Below are 14,860 nucleotides of genomic sequence, written 5' to 3' on the forward strand. Positions count from 1 at the left end.
AATACCGCTGATATGTACCTCTCGATCGCCGATAAAATTAATTTACCGCTGATATTCACCTGTCGATCGCTGATATCCTTAGCATGTCGGCGATCCAGCCTTTATATCAGCGATAAAGAATAGATATCGGCGATACGCTATTACGCCCCATCCACTTTCTGGTATAATTATGAAAATTAGGCAAAGGAAAGGGTGAGGAACTTGCTTCAGCTCGTATCGCCTTCGTTCCATCTAAAAGAGGAGTACCTATCATTCTATACAGAGTGGGAAAAAAGCGGTGAAAAGATGATTCCCTGGGTGATTGAACAAAATCCGCATCCATTTGAGCAGATGCTTCAATTTTTGCAGGACCATGCAGAAGGAAAGAACTTGCCGGAAAACTGGGTTGCGGATTCCACCTACTGGCTGATTGACGAAACGAACAGAGTCCTGGGTGTGGTAAATATCCGTCACTCGTTATCCGAATTCCTGCTTAACAGTGGCGGTCATATCGGCTACGGCATTCGCCCGTCGGAAAGAAGAAAAGGCTATGCCACCAAGCTGCTGGCACTGTCACTTCAAAAAGCGAAGGAGCTGGGCATTGATCGAGCACTGGTCGTTTGTGATGAGGATAATGCGGGGTCCTTTCAAACGATTGTGAAAAATGGTGGAATAGCGGACAATGACTTTGTTGAAGAAGATGGAGTAGTCGTTAAGCGGTTTTGGATTCAGATATGAACAGGGATCGGGACAGAAAGTTTTAACCAAAAAATGATGAAGCATTTAGCGACTGCGCTTGCGCGAACACAGTCCGGGCGGCTTCTGCAGAACTGCGCGTTCCTGGGGGCGGGCGGTGAGCTAACTTTTGCCGCTGCCGCGTCAAAAGTGGATCTCACCTGACCCGCTTGCTCTCCAAGGAGTCTCCGTCCTGCGCCAGCCGCCCTTAATGGGGAGGAAAAGCCGCTGATAAAACCAAAAAAAGAGCAAGATGGTTGAGAAATAATAAACCATTCTACCCTTCATATGAAAAGTGAAGCTATTATTCATACACCCGCTCGTTAGTTATTGAAAACTAGCCATTTTTAAGCATTTTATTCTCCTTGCTTTATTAGAACCACAACGGGCGCAGGGAGGCCGGCGAAGACTCCCGCTGGACGAGCGGACAGGCTGAAACAGCCACGGTTTTTGGGCTGGTTCAGCGTTCGCCCAGCAGGAAAGCGGAGCCGGCAGCCCGGAGCCCCTGATTGTGCTTTTTCAAGAAAAAAGAAGAATCGAGGCTTTCAGAGACTAGATCTTTCGGATTCAATAGCTGTCCTCATTGTTATGCCCCAGTCTGTATTAAATGATTTCATCCCAAAAGGCAAGACGTCTTATTTCTTCATCCCCATCACTTTCCCGGCATCGGGTGTCACAAATACGGTATGCTGGTTGTCATATATGACGAATCCGGGCTTGGCGCCGGACGGTTTTTTCACGTGTCGTACCTTTGTGTAGTCTACCGGAACGGATGAAGAGTCTTTTGCTTTGCTGTAATAGGCAGCGATCATCGCCGCTTCAAGAATCGTTTGCTCCGCTGGGTCATCCGACCGAATGACTACGTGCGAACCCGGGATATCCTTTGTGTGAAGCCAAATGTCATCGCGCCGTGCCAGCTTGTTTGTTACATAATCGTTTTGCCGGTTGTTTTTGCCGGCGTAAATCGGCGTCCCGTCCGATGAAACATATTCTTCGATCACCGGCAGGAGCGGTTTCTTTTTCTTTTTAATATGGCGGGCTTTCAAGTAGCCTTCCTCCGCCAGCTCTTCCCGGATTTCCTCAATGTCCCGGGGGGATGCCGACTCCAGCTGCTGCAGCAGCGCCTCGAAGTAGCGAACTTCTTCTTTTGTTTTTTCGATCTGCTCCTGTACGACGATGATCGCGTGCTTGGCTTTTTGGTAGCGCGAAAAATACTTCTGGGCGTTATCCGACGGCGATTTCTGTGGATCAAGGGCAATAAGGGCCATCGCGCCGTTTTCATCGTAATAATCGACGACTTCTACTTCAGTCATCCCTTTTTTAACGGCGTATAAATTGGCCGTCAGCAGCTCGCCGAGACGCTGATACTGGCCAGCGTTTTCCGCTTCGGCCAGCGTTTGTTTCAGCTTTTCAATTTTGGAGCGGTTTTTTTGCAGCTCATTGCCGATCAGCCGCTCCACGTCATTTGCCTGCTGTCTTACCCGGTCGCGCTCGGCCTTCCCAAAGTAAAAACGGTCCAAAAGCAAGGAAAGCGTGTGAAACGCCGTTCGATCCCCGGGGACGGACGGCAAGTCCACCATGTAAAAAGTCGTTTTGTCTCCACTGTCGATCAGCACCGGTTCGTAGCGGCCTTCCTTTATCGGCTCCATCACATCCAGGAAAACAGGCGCTACGGTTTCCCGGTTGGCAAGTCCGGCTCTTTTCACGATATCACTGCTAAGGAGCGGCGATACTCCTTCAAAGGCAGCCACGATCTGCTTGCTTATTTTCCCTGCATTAAAATCAATGGAACGAGTCACGGTTTCAGCATCAGCCTCGAGCGGATTCAGTTTATGCTGAGCAGGGGGCGCTACATATTCCGCTCCCGGTAAAATCGTCCGGTAGCTGTTCAGCGAAGAAGGGATGTGCTTAATGCTGTCGATAATGGTTCCTTTTGCATTATCGACTAAAATCATGTTGCTATGGCGTCCCATAATTTCAACGTATAAATCCTTGTACGAAATGTCGCCAATTTCATTTTTTCCTTTGAACTGGAAGCAGATGGTTCGGTCCAGGCCAAACTGGCGGATATTTTCTAAAATCGCGCCATCTAAATGCTTTCTCATCATCACGCAAAAAAGCGGCGGCTCCGGCGGATTTTCCACTGCGGCTTCCGTCAGCTGCACCCGTGCGTATGATGGATGTGCCGACAGGAGAAGCTTATTGTTCTTCCCGCGTGCACGGATCACCATAATCGTTTCATTTTTATAAGGCTGATGAATTTTGTTCACACGGCCGCCCGTCAGTGCCTCACTTAATTCTTCAACCATTGCTTTTGTAAATAATCCGTCAAATGCCATTATCCATACTCCCTTTTTAAACGAACATATTGTTTCATCTTACCATGGGCCAGCAGTTTCCGTAAAATGAAGGACGTGCCTTTTTTCAAAAGGGAATGTGCTGTATACTTAATTTGACAAACTAATAGAAGAAAAGAGGAACGAGATGACGGACTTAGTTTCGGTTATAATGATCTTTTCCATCCCGCTTGTAGCAATTGTCACGTCTCATAGGAGAAGCCAGTCAAAAATCCAGCACAAAATTGTAAAAGAACAGATCGAATTGGAAAAGCTAAAGCAAGAAAACTATTTGCTTGAAACAGAAAAAATGAAAATGGAGCTGGGATATACAAGGCCACTTGAAGAAAAAGAAGAGGTTCTCACTTTTCTTAAGCAGGAAAAGCAAGAGATATGATATAATAGCAAGAGTGTGCAAAAATGGACGAATGGTGACAAAGGGGATCAGGCGATGCAGTTAATCAATATCGGATTTGGCAGTGTTGTCTCGGCAGAACGCATTGTGGCGGTTGTCAGCCCGGAGTCGGCGCCAATTAAACGGCTCGTTCAGGAGTCGCGCGAAAAAGGAAATCTTGTGGATGCGACGTTTGGCCGCCGTACGCGTGCAGTGATTGTGACGGACAGCCACCACATTATTTTATCGGCCATCCAGCCGGAGACGGTTGCGGGGCGCGCATCACTGAAAGATGAGGAAGCAGAGGAAGGATTGTGACGTAAGTGAAAGAAAAAGGCTTGCTGATTGTTTTATCCGGACCATCTGGTGTCGGAAAAGGAACAGTGCGAAAAGCAATTTTTTCAAGAGAAGATGTGAAGTTCGATTATTCGATTTCCATGACAACCCGGAAGCCGCGTGAAGGCGAAGTGGACGGCGTTGATTATTTTTTCAAATCCCGGACGGAATTTGAACAGCTGATCAAAGAAGGCAAGCTCCTTGAATGGGCGGAATTTGTCGGGAACTATTACGGGACACCGGTTGATTATGTGCGTGAAACACTGGACGCCGGAACGGATATTTTTCTTGAAATTGAAGTGGAGGGTGCACGTCAGGTTCGCGAAAAGTTTCCGGAAGGCCTGTTTATTTTCCTTGCCCCGCCAAGCCTGTCAGAGCTGCACAGCCGGATTATCGGCCGCGGCACTGAAACCGATGACGTCATTCGCGGACGGATGGATCAGGCGCGCAAAGAAATCGACATGATGAATTTATACGATTATGTCGTTGAAAATGACGAAGTGGACTTGGCTTGCTCCCGCATCCAGTCGATCGTTGAAGCGGAGCATTGCCGCCGTGAACGCGTGCAGCACCGATACCAAATTATGCTGGAAGGGGAACAATAATGCTATATCCATCAATTGATAACTTACTTACTAAAATCGACTCTAAATACTCATTAGTCAGCGTAGCGGCAAAACGCGCACGCTTTATGCAGGAAAACAAAGGAAAAGGTGCGCTGGATACGTATCAGTCGCACAAATTTGTCGGCAAGGCGCTTGAAGAAATTTATGCGGATGAGCTTGTGATGCAAAAGAAAGATGCCAACAAAACGTACTCAGATGAAGTGTAAATAAGAACAAAAGGGGAAGGGCGGCGAACACCGTCCTTTTCTTTTTTATGTGCTATCATAATGACAGAATTGATTTGACCGGAACGGAGGAAAAACAGATGAATGGGAAAAATATTTTGCTTTGTGTCAGCGGCGGCATTGCGGTTTACAAAGTTGCCGCTTTAACGAGCAAGCTAAAGCAAGCGGGTGCAAGGGTAAAGGTTGTGATGACAGAATCTGCTCAAGCGTTTGTCTCCCCTGTGACGTTTCAAGCACTGTCAGGTGAGCCTGTGTATACCGACACATTTGAAGAGCCGGAAGCCGGAAAGATTGCGCACATCGACATCGCGGATTGGGCGGACCTTGTGATTGTGGCTCCGGCGACGGCGAATATGATCGCCAAAATGGCACATGGCATTGCAGATGATATGGTATCAACGGTCCTTTTAGCTGGAACGGCACCTAGATGGGTAGCACCCGCTATGAATGTCAATATGTATCATCATCCCGCTGTCCAAAAAAACATGGACACCTTAAAGGCATACGGCTGCCGCTTTATTGAACCAGGAGAAGGCTATTTGGCCTGCGGCTATACAGGGAAAGGGCGGCTGGAGGAACCGGAAGTCATCGCCGCGCTTGTGGCTGACTTTTTTCAAGAGCAGCAGGCAGATCAACCGCTGGACGGAAAGCGTATTGTAGTCACGGCAGGGCCGACAAGAGAAGCCGTTGACCCGGTTCGCTTTTTCACGAATCATTCTTCAGGAAAAATGGGCTATGCGATTGCTGAGGCTGCATATGAGATGGGCGCCGATGTGACGCTTATCTCAGGGCCTGTTGTCATTCAAGCGCCAGCAGGCGTAAGTGTGCAAAGAGTAGAAACCGCAGAAGAAATGTATGAGGCTGTGATGAAGGAGTATGAGGGCGCGGACGTTGTCGTGAAAACAGCGGCTGTTGCAGATTACCGTCCGAAGCAGGTACATGCGCATAAAATGAAAAAACAGGATGGCTCGTTAACGATTGAGCTCGAACGAACAAAGGACATTTTAAAAGAGCTTGGTGAAAAGAAAACACACCAATTTTTAATCGGGTTTGCGGCGGAAACGAATGATGTGGAGCAGTATGCAAAACAAAAGCTGACGTCTAAAAATGCCGATATGATTGTGGCGAACAATGTAAGCCAGGAAGGCGCCGGATTTGGCGGCGACACGAACATTATTACGCTCTATCACCGTGACGGATCCCAGCAGCATTTTGACAAAATGACAAAAAAACAAGCGGCTCAAGCGCTTTTAAAAGAAGCGGCCGCACAGATTGGTGAAGGAAAATGAACATTGCATCTGTGATCGTCGATGTCGCCGTCAGACAAACAGATCGTCCGTTTGACTACTCGATACCAGACATGTGGCGAGAGGTCATTCAGCCGGGCATGCGTGTGATCGTGCCGTTTGGACCGAGACACGTTCAAGGCTTTGTGCTGAGCGTAAAGGAGGAACCGGAAAGCCGGAAGCTGAAACCGATCGTGGAGCCGATGGATATCGTGCCGGTTTTGAATGAAGAGCTGCTGATGCTGGCAGACTGGCTGACAAAAGAATCATTATGCTTTAAAATCTCTGCATTGCAGGTGATGCTACCCGCTGCGATGAAAGCAAAGTATTCCAAGCATATTCGGACAACAGGTGAGGCACCGCTTTCTCCCCAAATGCAGACGTTTTTAAACGGACGGGAAGAAGCTCCGTGGGAAGAAGCGTCAGAAGCAGGATTGCTTCCAGATGTACGAAAAGGGGTGAAGGACGGTTCCCTTGATGTTATCTATGCTGTGCGGAGCAAGGGCCGAAAAAAAACCGTCAGAATGGTGAAATGTGTGCTGCCCGAGGCAAAGCTGCAGGAAGTCATTCAATCGATGCCGAAAAATGCGATCAAGCAGAAGGAAGCGCTCCAGACATTTTGCGGGAAAGAAGGCGAGTGGCTGCCGCTGCATGAAACCGGCATTTCTTCCGCTGTCGCCAGAGCGATCATTCAAAAAGAATATGTCACTGAAAAGCAGGAAGAAGTATACAGGGATCCATTGGCGGGAAGGACCTTTACACCCGATCAGCCGCTGCTGCTGACGGATATCCAGCAGAAAGCGATCAACCCGATTTTAGAAAAGATTCATGAAGCAGCGGCACAGCCCTTTTTGCTGCACGGTGTGACCGGCAGCGGCAAAACGGAAATCTACCTGCAGTCCATCAGCGAGGTGCTGGCGAAGGGAAAAGAAGCGATCGTTCTCGTTCCGGAGATTTCCTTGACACCGCAAATGACTGACCGTTTTAAAAAGCGGTTCGGCAGCGAGGTAGCCGTTCTCCACAGTGGTCTGTCCACCGGTGAAAAATATGATGAGTGGCGGAAAATCAGCCGCAAGGAAGTAAAAGTAGTGGTGGGAGCCCGGTCGGCGGTGTTTGCGCCTTTTGAAAACATCGGCCTCATTATTATTGACGAGGAGCATGAAACGAGCTATAAGCAGGAGGAAAATCCGCGGTATCATGCGAGAGATGTCGCGATCCGCCGTGCCCAATTTTACAGCTGCCCTGTTATTCTTGGAAGTGCCACGCCTTCCCTTGAGTCTTATGCAAGAGCGCAAAAGGGCGTATACACCTTGTTAACATTGGATCAGCGGGTAAATGACCGCCCGCTGCCGACAGTCGATATTATTGATATGCGGGAAGAACTGCGGGAAGGCAACCGTTCAATGTTTTCACGAGATTTATTTGAAAAAATAAAAGACCGCATTGAAAAAGGAGAACAAGCCGTGCTGTTTTTAAACAAGCGTGGTTATTCGTCTTTTATCATGTGCCGTGACTGCGGATTTGTTCCGGAATGCCCGAACTGCGATGTGTCCATGACGTATCACCGGCACCGGCATCAGCTGAAGTGCCATTATTGCGGGCATGAAGATACAGCTCCTGACAAGTGCCCGGAATGCCAAAGCGAGCATATCCGCCATTTCGGCACCGGCACTCAAAAAGTAGAGGAAGAGCTTTTGAAGCTGCTGCCGGAAGCGCGAATTATTCGAATGGACGTTGATACGACCGGTACAAAAGGGGCCCATGAACGTCTGCTGAAGCAATTTGGCAATAAGGAAGCGGATATATTGCTGGGCACGCAAATGATTGCTAAAGGGCTTGATTTTCCGGATATTACGCTTGTCGGCGTGCTGAGCGCGGATACAATGCTGCACCTGCCGGATTTTCGTGCGTCAGAGAAAACCTTTCAGCTGCTTACCCAGGTCAGCGGCAGAGCCGGACGCCACCAGCTGCCGGGTGAGGTCGTGATTCAAACATATACGCCTGAGCACTACAGCATCCAGCTGGCAGCAGATCAGCATTATGGAGCTTTTTACGAACAGGAAATGATGACAAGAAAAATGGGCGGCTACCCGCCGTTTTATTATTTAGCTCTTATTACCGTCAGTCACGAGGAAGCGATTGTCGCTTCGGCTGAAGCGGCAAAAATTGTGGCGAATATAAAGCCAGAGCTATCGCCTGCTGCGGTCATTCTCGGACCGGTCGCTTCACCGATTTCAAGGATCAACAATAGATATCGCTGGCAATGTCTGATAAAATACAAACGGGAACCAAAGCTTGGTGAGACGTTAAAACATGTACTCGAGCACTATGCTAAACAAGGAAAATCAAACGGATTGATGGTATCGGTTGATATTCATCCGTATGTATTAATGTAGAAAGAAGGAACAACATGTCGATTTTATCCATTGTGAAACATCCGGCGGCCATCTTAGAAACAAAATGCCAGCCAGTCACGGTGTTTGACAGTAAATTAAAGCGTCTCGTACGCGATATGAACGAAACGATGATCGAAGCAGACGGCGTCGGGCTTGCAGCGCCGCAGGTTGGAGTGGATCAGCGAGTGGCGGTTGTCGATATTGAAGACGACCATGGGCTTATTGTCTTAATCAATCCTGAACTGATCACATCAGAAGGCACACAAACGGATGTGGAGGGCTGCTTGAGCTTTCCAGAGCTGTACGGAGAGGTCACACGGCCGAACCGAATTCACATAAAAGCGCAAAATGTCAAAGGACAATTCTATACGCTTCAGGCAGAAGGATTTTTAGCCCGGGCGATTTTACATGAAATGGACCATCTGGACGGCGTCCTGTTTACAACAAAAGTGGAAAAATACTATTCTGCGGAAGAATTGGAAAGGATGAGTGCGGAATGACAAGGATTGTTTTCATGGGAACACCGGATTTTTCTGTACCTGTTCTTGAAACGCTTTTAAACGACGGATATGATGTGCTGGCCGTTGTGACGCAGCCGGATCGTCCGGTTGGCCGTAAAAAAGTGCTGACACCGCCGCCTGTAAAAGCAGCAGCCGTAAAGCACGGCATCCCGGTGTACCAGCCGGAAAAGCTGTCGAAATCGGACGAGCTGGCGCAAATTATCGCGCTTGCGCCGGATTTACTTGTGACAGCAGCATACGGGCAGCTGCTGCCGAATGACCTGCTTGAAGCACCGAAGTTTGGCTGCATTAACGTGCACGCTTCTCTTTTGCCGGAGCTTCGTGGCGGCGCACCGATCCATTACTCGATCCTGCAAGGTAAAAAAGAAACAGGCATAACGATTATGTATATGGCGGAGAAATTAGATGCTGGAGATATTATTTCACAGGCGGCTGTGACCATTGAAGAAGAAGACAATACCGGGACGCTTCATGACAAATTAAGCATGACCGGGGCAACGCTTTTGTCTGAAACCATTCCCGCCCTTTTAAACGGGTCGGCTTCACGCACGCCGCAGGACGAAGCAAAGGCTACGTTCGCGCCGAACATCCGGCGTTCAGATGAGCAGATCATCTGGAACCGTCCGGGTGAGGAGCTGTACAATCAAGTTCGGGGACTTTGCCCGTGGCCCGTCGCGTATACGACACTGGCTGGATCGGTCGTAAAGGTATGGAAATGTGAAAAAGTGAACGGTAAAACGGGCGTACCAGGCACGATTCTTTCTATACAAGAAGATGGAATGATCGTTGCGACGGGGACGGACACCGCTTTAAAAATAACGGAACTGCAGCCTGCGGGCAAAAAGCGGATGACAGCGCGCGATTATTTACGCGGCTCGGGTGCATCGCTTCAAGCCGGGGCGGTATTTGGAGACAAAAATGAAAACAGTTAATGTACGCGAAGCAGCACTGGAATTGATTGATGCCGTCGAAAAAAGCGGGTCGTACAGCAATCTGATGCTGAATAATGCAATTGAAAAAAACAACATCACAGGACGGGATGCAGGACTTCTCACGGAAATCACGTATGGGACCATTCAGCGGAAGCTGACACTTGATTATTACCTGGCCCCCTTTTTGAAAAAAAAGCCGGAGCGGTGGGTGCATAATTTACTTCGACTATCCTTGTATCAAATGGTGTATTTGGATAAAGTGCCGGAGCGTGCGGTTATTCATGAAGCAGTGAATATTGCTAAAAAGCGCGGCCATAAAGGAATTGCCGGCATGGTCAATGGCGTATTAAGATCCATTCAGCGGGAAGGGGTGCCCGATACAAAAGCCATAAAGAATGAAGTGGAGCGAATTTCAGTCGAAACGAGCCATCCACACTGGCTTGTTGAGCGCTGGACCAAGGCCTATGGCATTGAGAGAACGGAAGCGATGTGCCGGCACAATTTAACGGCACCGGAGCAGACTGTTCGTGTGAATACGCTGAAAATCGATCGTGAAGCGGCGGTAGCGGCCCTTTCAGAAGAAGGATTTGAAGCGGAAATCGCCAATACATCGAAAGCGGCCATTCGGCTGTTAAAAGGAAATGCGGCACGATCGGACCTGTATAAACATGGCTTCATTTCGATTCAGGATGAAAGCTCCATGCTGGTTGCACCGGTTGTTGGAGCGCTTCCTGGCCAGCGGGTGCTTGATATGTGTTCAGCACCTGGGGGCAAAACCGCTCATCTTGCTGAGCAGATGAACGGAGAAGGGCGTATTGATGCACTAGATATTCATGAGCATAAATTAAAGCTCGTTGCGCAAAATGCCGAACGGCTGGGCCTTCGTAATATTCATGTTCAAAAGCAGGATGCTCGCAAAGCAGGTGAGGTTTTTGAAAAGGAAACATTTGATGCGATTTTAGTGGATGCCCCTTGCTCAGGTCTTGGCGTCATTCGCCGAAAGCCGGATTTGAAATATGCAAAAACAGAGCAGGATCTTCAAAATCTTCAGCGGATTCAGCTGTCGATTTTAGATGCGGCAGCCCCTCTTTTAAAGGAAAACGGCGTGCTTGTATACAGTACGTGTACAGTGGACAAAGAAGAAAACGAAGGCACGGTACATGCTTTTTTAACTGCACATCCGGAGTTTGAACCGGTGCCGCTTGAACATATTGCCATCATGCCAGAGAAATCAATGATTCAGGTGTTCCCGGATGATTTTGGCGGGGACGGATTTTTTATTAGTAAATTTAGAAAGAAGGAAATAAATTAAATGACAACAGCACGTAAGAAGCAAACGGAGCCACAGAAGCCATCGATTTATTCACTGGAGCTAGAAGAACTAAAACAGTGGCTTTCAGACAATGGAGAAAAGCCGTTCCGGGCCGATCAAATTTTTGACTGGCTTTATGTGAAACGGGCCAAAACGGTCGATGACATGACGAATTTATCAAAAGAACTGCGGACGAAGCTGGATGAAGCGTTTATCTTCACCGTTTTGAAAACAGCGATTCAGCAGGAGTCAACAGATGGAACGATTAAGTTTTTATTTGAACTGCACGATGGGTATTCCATTGAAACGGTGCTTATGCGCCATGAATACGGAAATTCGATTTGTGTCACAACACAGGTCGGCTGCCGGATCGGCTGTACGTTTTGTGCCTCCACACTCGGCGGCTTAAAACGGAATCTTGAAGCAGGTGAAATTGTTGCGCAGGTTGTGAAGGTGCAGCAGGCGCTTGATGAAGTGAACGAGCGGGTCAGCTCTGTCGTCATCATGGGCATTGGCGAGCCGTTCGACAATTACGAGGAAATGATGTCGTTCCTTCATATTATTAATCATGAAAAAGGGCTCAACATCGGCGCCCGTCACATTACCGTTTCTACGAGCGGAATTGTGCCGAAAATTTACAAGTTTGCAGATGAAAAAACACAAATTAATTTTGCTGTTTCTTTGCATGCACCGAACGATGAACTGCGGACGAAGCTTATGCCGATCAATCGTGCTTACAAATTGAAGGATTTAATGGAATCCATTCGTTATTACACTGAAAAAACAGGCCGGCGCATTACGTTTGAATATGGCTTGTTCGGCGGTGAAAATGATTCCACCGCGCATGCGGAAGAGCTGGCTGCGCTTATTAAAGGAATCAAATGCCATGTGAACTTAATCCCGGTGAACTATGTGCCGGAGCGTGATTACGTCAGAACGCCGCGTAATAAAATTTTTGAATTTGAAAAAACATTAAAGAAAAATGGTGTAAATGCGACCATTCGTCGCGAGCAGGGAACAGATATTGACGCGGCATGTGGACAGCTTCGTGCGAAAGAGCGTGCCGGCGAGACGAGGTGACCACATGAACGCAGTGTTTCGAACGGACCGGGGCCGGATCCGGTCGCATAATGAAGACAGTGGCGGCGTATTTCATCACGAAGGGCGTTTGTGCCTGGCTGTTGTGGCCGACGGAATGGGCGGACATAATGCCGGGGATATTGCCAGCAGGATGACGATTGAAACGTTTGAGAAGGAGTGGGCAGAAACAGCCGCACACATTCAATCGCCAGATGAAGCAGTCAACTGGCTTAGATCGGTTATTCCGATGATTAACGCCACCATTCTTCAGCATGCCGTTGAACATCCGGAATGCAGCGGCATGGGCACGACGCTTGTCGCAGCCTTATGTACAGAAAAATTTTGCACCATTGCAAGCATCGGCGACAGCCGGTGCTATTTGCAAAGCGAAGACGGTTTTACGCAAGTAACGGACGATCATTCTCTTGTGAATGAACTGGTGAAATCAGGTGAAATTACAAAAGAAGCAGCTGAAGTTCATCCGAGAAAAAATGTGCTGACTCGTGCTCTCGGAACAGATGAGCAGGTGACGGTTGATTATCGAACCGTAATGTTTGAACCGGGTGACGTTCTGCTTCTTTGCTCGGACGGTCTGTCCAATAAAGTAACCCCTGCTGATATGAGCCATATTTTGCACTCGGCAGAACCTCTTGAAGAAAAAGCGGATACACTCATTCGTATGGCCAATCAGAATGGCGGCGAAGATAATATTACGGTCGTCATTCTCGGACACGGGGCCGAAAGCGGAAGCGGGTGAATGCATGTTAATCGGCAAAAGCTTAAGCGGCCGTTATAAAATCGTTCGAACGATTGGCGGCGGCGGCATGGCACATGTGTATTTAGCTAGAGACATGATTTTAGACCGCGATGTCGCCATTAAAGTACTCCGGTTTGATTTCGCAGGCGAAGACGAATTTTTACGCCGTTTTCAGCGAGAGGCACAGGCTGCTTCAAGTCTGGCGCACCCGAATATTGTCAGCATTTACGACGTTGGGGAAGAGGACAATATTCATTTTATCGTCATGGAATATGTGGACGGTATGACACTGAAAGAGTACATTCAGCAATTTTCACCGGTTCCTTTTGAAAAAGTAATCGACATTATGAGGCAAATGACCAATGCCGTTGCATTTGCGCATCAGCATTCCATTATCCACCGGGATGTAAAGCCGCATAATATGCTGATCGACCGGGATGGAACCGTGAAAATGACCGACTTCGGGATCGCGATGGCGATGAGTGCCACGTCGATTACCCAGACCAATGCCGTTCTCGGCTCGGTTCATTACATTTCACCCGAGCAGGCGAGAGGCGGCATGGCGACTAAAAAGTCCGATATATATGCGCTCGGCATTGTCATGTACGAGCTGCTGACCGGAAGCCTTCCGTTTTCGGGAGAGTCAGCTGTGTCCATTGCATTAAAGCATTTGCAGACCGATACACCATCGGTCAGGCAGCTTTATCCCGGGATTCCGCAAAGCATCGAAAATATCGTTCTTCATGCAACAGCGAAAGACCCGTTTCATCGGTATATGAGTGCGGAAGAAATGGAAGACGATCTTTCCACGGCGCTTGCCCCTCACCGTCAGCACGAAGAAAAGTTTGCGATACCGGACGATGACGACGAAATGACCAAAGCGATACCCGTTATTCCGGCAAAGCCGCCAGAACGATTGGAGCCGGTTTCTCCAGTGAAAAAGAATCCAGAACCGGAACCAAAAAAGAAAAAAAGAAAATGGCCATGGATTTTGCTGCTGCTTATCGCTTTGAGCGTTGCGGGAGCCATGATCTGGACAGCTGCGACAACCCCGAAGGATGTAGAAGTTCCAGAAACAAATGGCGCAAGCCCGGAAGCAGCTGCCACCTCACTCATTAATGCGGGGCTGATTGTAGGAGACTCGGATGAAGAAACGAGTGCAGATGTAGAAGAGGGAAAGGTCATCCGTACAGCGCCTGAAGCAGGGGCTACGGTGAAGGAAGGCACGGAAATTGACTTGTTTGTATCAGCTGGAAAAGAACGCAAGCCGATGGCTGACTATACAGGGAAGACGCTTGAGGAAACGAGGGAGCTGCTCGAGGAAGCCGGTTTCCGTGATGTGGAAGTGGAAATGATCCATGATGTTAGCGAAGCAGGCACGGTGCTCGAACAAAGCCCGAATCCGGATGAGCAGGTCATTCCGGAAGAAACAGGCGTGGAATTAACGGTCAGTGCCGGTCTCGCCAATATCGATTTAAAAGATCTTTCAGGCTATACCGAAAAAAGCCTCGAGGATTATGCGGATTCAAACGGCATCATTGTCAACATTTCAAGCGAGGAATATTCAGATTCAGTGCCTGCCGGACAAGTAATGGGCCAGACGCCCGGTGCCGGGACTGAAGTTGAACCAGGCAGCACGATTGACGTAACCCTTTCAAAAGGCCCGGAAGAAATTCCGACTGCAGAAGTGACAGTGGAAATCGTCATTCCGTACGATCCAGAAGTGGAAGGGGAGCCGCAGGAGGTTCAAATCTACCTCGAAGATGCTGCGCACAGTATGACCGAACCGTATGAAAAGTTTTTGATTACCGAGGAAACAGAAAGAACGATTGATATGACGATTGAAAAAGACACAAAAGCAGGATACAAGGTAATGCGCGACCAGGTCGTCATTATGGATGAAATCGTGCAGTACCCGGAAGAAACAAATTCGGAATCTGAATAAG

14 protein-coding genes are annotated in these 14,860 nt (G+C 48.5%); 13 read left to right on the forward strand and 1 reads right to left on the reverse strand.

Going from position 1 to position 14,860, the window contains the following annotated elements:
• Nucleotides 1-201 precede the first annotated feature (201 nt).
• Nucleotides 202-717, forward strand: a complete 516-nt coding sequence (locus BW952_RS07845) for a GNAT family N-acetyltransferase (protein ID WP_045850147.1) — start codon at nucleotides 202-204, stop codon at nucleotides 715-717.
• Between the two features lie 632 nt (nucleotides 718-1,349).
• Here BW952_RS07845 and BW952_RS07850 read toward each other — a convergent pair.
• Nucleotides 1,350-3,053 carry an Rqc2 family fibronectin-binding protein gene (locus tag BW952_RS07850; RefSeq protein ID WP_045850146.1) on the reverse strand — a complete coding sequence of 568 codons (1,704 nt, stop codon included), beginning with the start codon at nucleotides 3,051-3,053 and terminating at the stop codon, nucleotides 1,350-1,352.
• 145 nt (nucleotides 3,054-3,198) lie between these two features.
• Between BW952_RS07850 and BW952_RS07855 the strand changes: the two genes are divergently transcribed.
• The 12 genes from BW952_RS07855 to pknB all read left to right on the forward strand — a co-directional run bounded on the left by BW952_RS07855 (nucleotide 3,199) and on the right by pknB (nucleotide 14,859).
• Nucleotides 3,199-3,447: a hypothetical protein gene (locus tag BW952_RS07855; RefSeq protein ID WP_045850145.1), complete on the forward strand. Its 249-nt coding sequence runs from the start codon at nucleotides 3,199-3,201 to the stop codon at nucleotides 3,445-3,447.
• A gap of 54 nt (nucleotides 3,448-3,501) precedes the next feature.
• Nucleotides 3,502-3,762, forward strand: coding sequence for an extracellular matrix/biofilm regulator RemA (remA, locus tag BW952_RS07860; RefSeq protein WP_045850144.1), 261 nt, complete (start codon nucleotides 3,502-3,504; stop codon nucleotides 3,760-3,762).
• Nucleotides 3,763-3,767: 5 nt separating this feature from the next.
• Nucleotides 3,768-4,385, forward strand: coding sequence for a guanylate kinase (gene gmk, locus BW952_RS07865; protein WP_045850143.1), 618 nt, complete (start codon nucleotides 3,768-3,770; stop codon nucleotides 4,383-4,385).
• Entirely contained in the window at nucleotides 4,385-4,612 is a 228-nt protein-coding gene (rpoZ, locus tag BW952_RS07870) for a DNA-directed RNA polymerase subunit omega (protein WP_045850142.1), read from the forward strand. The genes gmk and rpoZ overlap by 1 nt, the downstream gene beginning before the upstream one ends.
• Before the next feature lie 98 nt (nucleotides 4,613-4,710).
• Nucleotides 4,711-5,919, forward strand: coding sequence for a bifunctional phosphopantothenoylcysteine decarboxylase/phosphopantothenate--cysteine ligase CoaBC (gene coaBC / locus BW952_RS07875; protein ID WP_045850177.1), 1,209 nt, complete (start codon nucleotides 4,711-4,713; stop codon nucleotides 5,917-5,919).
• Nucleotides 5,916-8,312 (forward strand): primosomal protein N', encoded by a 2,397-nt coding sequence (gene priA / locus BW952_RS07880; protein WP_045850141.1) that lies wholly within the window; start codon nucleotides 5,916-5,918, stop codon nucleotides 8,310-8,312. Before coaBC ends, priA begins: the two co-directional genes overlap by 4 nt.
• A 14-nt stretch (nucleotides 8,313-8,326) precedes the next feature.
• A complete protein-coding gene (gene def, locus BW952_RS07885) occupies nucleotides 8,327-8,812 on the forward strand; it encodes a peptide deformylase (RefSeq protein ID WP_045850140.1) in 486 nt (161 codons plus the stop codon).
• Complete coding sequence (fmt, locus tag BW952_RS07890) at nucleotides 8,809-9,765, forward strand: methionyl-tRNA formyltransferase (RefSeq protein WP_045850139.1); 957 nt, start codon at nucleotides 8,809-8,811, stop codon at nucleotides 9,763-9,765. Before def ends, fmt begins: the two co-directional genes overlap by 4 nt.
• A complete protein-coding gene (gene rsmB, locus BW952_RS07895; protein ID WP_045850138.1) occupies nucleotides 9,752-11,077 on the forward strand; it encodes a 16S rRNA (cytosine(967)-C(5))-methyltransferase RsmB in 1,326 nt (441 codons plus the stop codon). Before fmt ends, rsmB begins: the two co-directional genes overlap by 14 nt.
• Nucleotides 11,078-12,157, forward strand: a complete 1,080-nt coding sequence (rlmN, locus tag BW952_RS07900; RefSeq protein WP_045850137.1) for a dual-specificity RNA methyltransferase RlmN — start codon at nucleotides 11,078-11,080, stop codon at nucleotides 12,155-12,157.
• Nucleotides 12,158-12,161: 4 nt separating this feature from the next.
• Nucleotides 12,162-12,914 (forward strand): Stp1/IreP family PP2C-type Ser/Thr phosphatase, encoded by a 753-nt coding sequence (locus BW952_RS07905; RefSeq protein ID WP_045850136.1) that lies wholly within the window; start codon nucleotides 12,162-12,164, stop codon nucleotides 12,912-12,914.
• Between the two features lie 4 nt (nucleotides 12,915-12,918).
• A complete protein-coding gene (gene pknB / locus BW952_RS07910; RefSeq protein WP_045850135.1) occupies nucleotides 12,919-14,859 on the forward strand; it encodes a Stk1 family PASTA domain-containing Ser/Thr kinase in 1,941 nt (646 codons plus the stop codon).
• Nucleotide 14,860 lies beyond the last annotated feature (1 nt).

The sequence above is a fragment of the Domibacillus enclensis genome, assembly GCF_900156125.1.
Taxonomy (GTDB): domain Bacteria; phylum Bacillota; class Bacilli; order Bacillales; family Domibacillaceae; genus Domibacillus; species Domibacillus enclensis.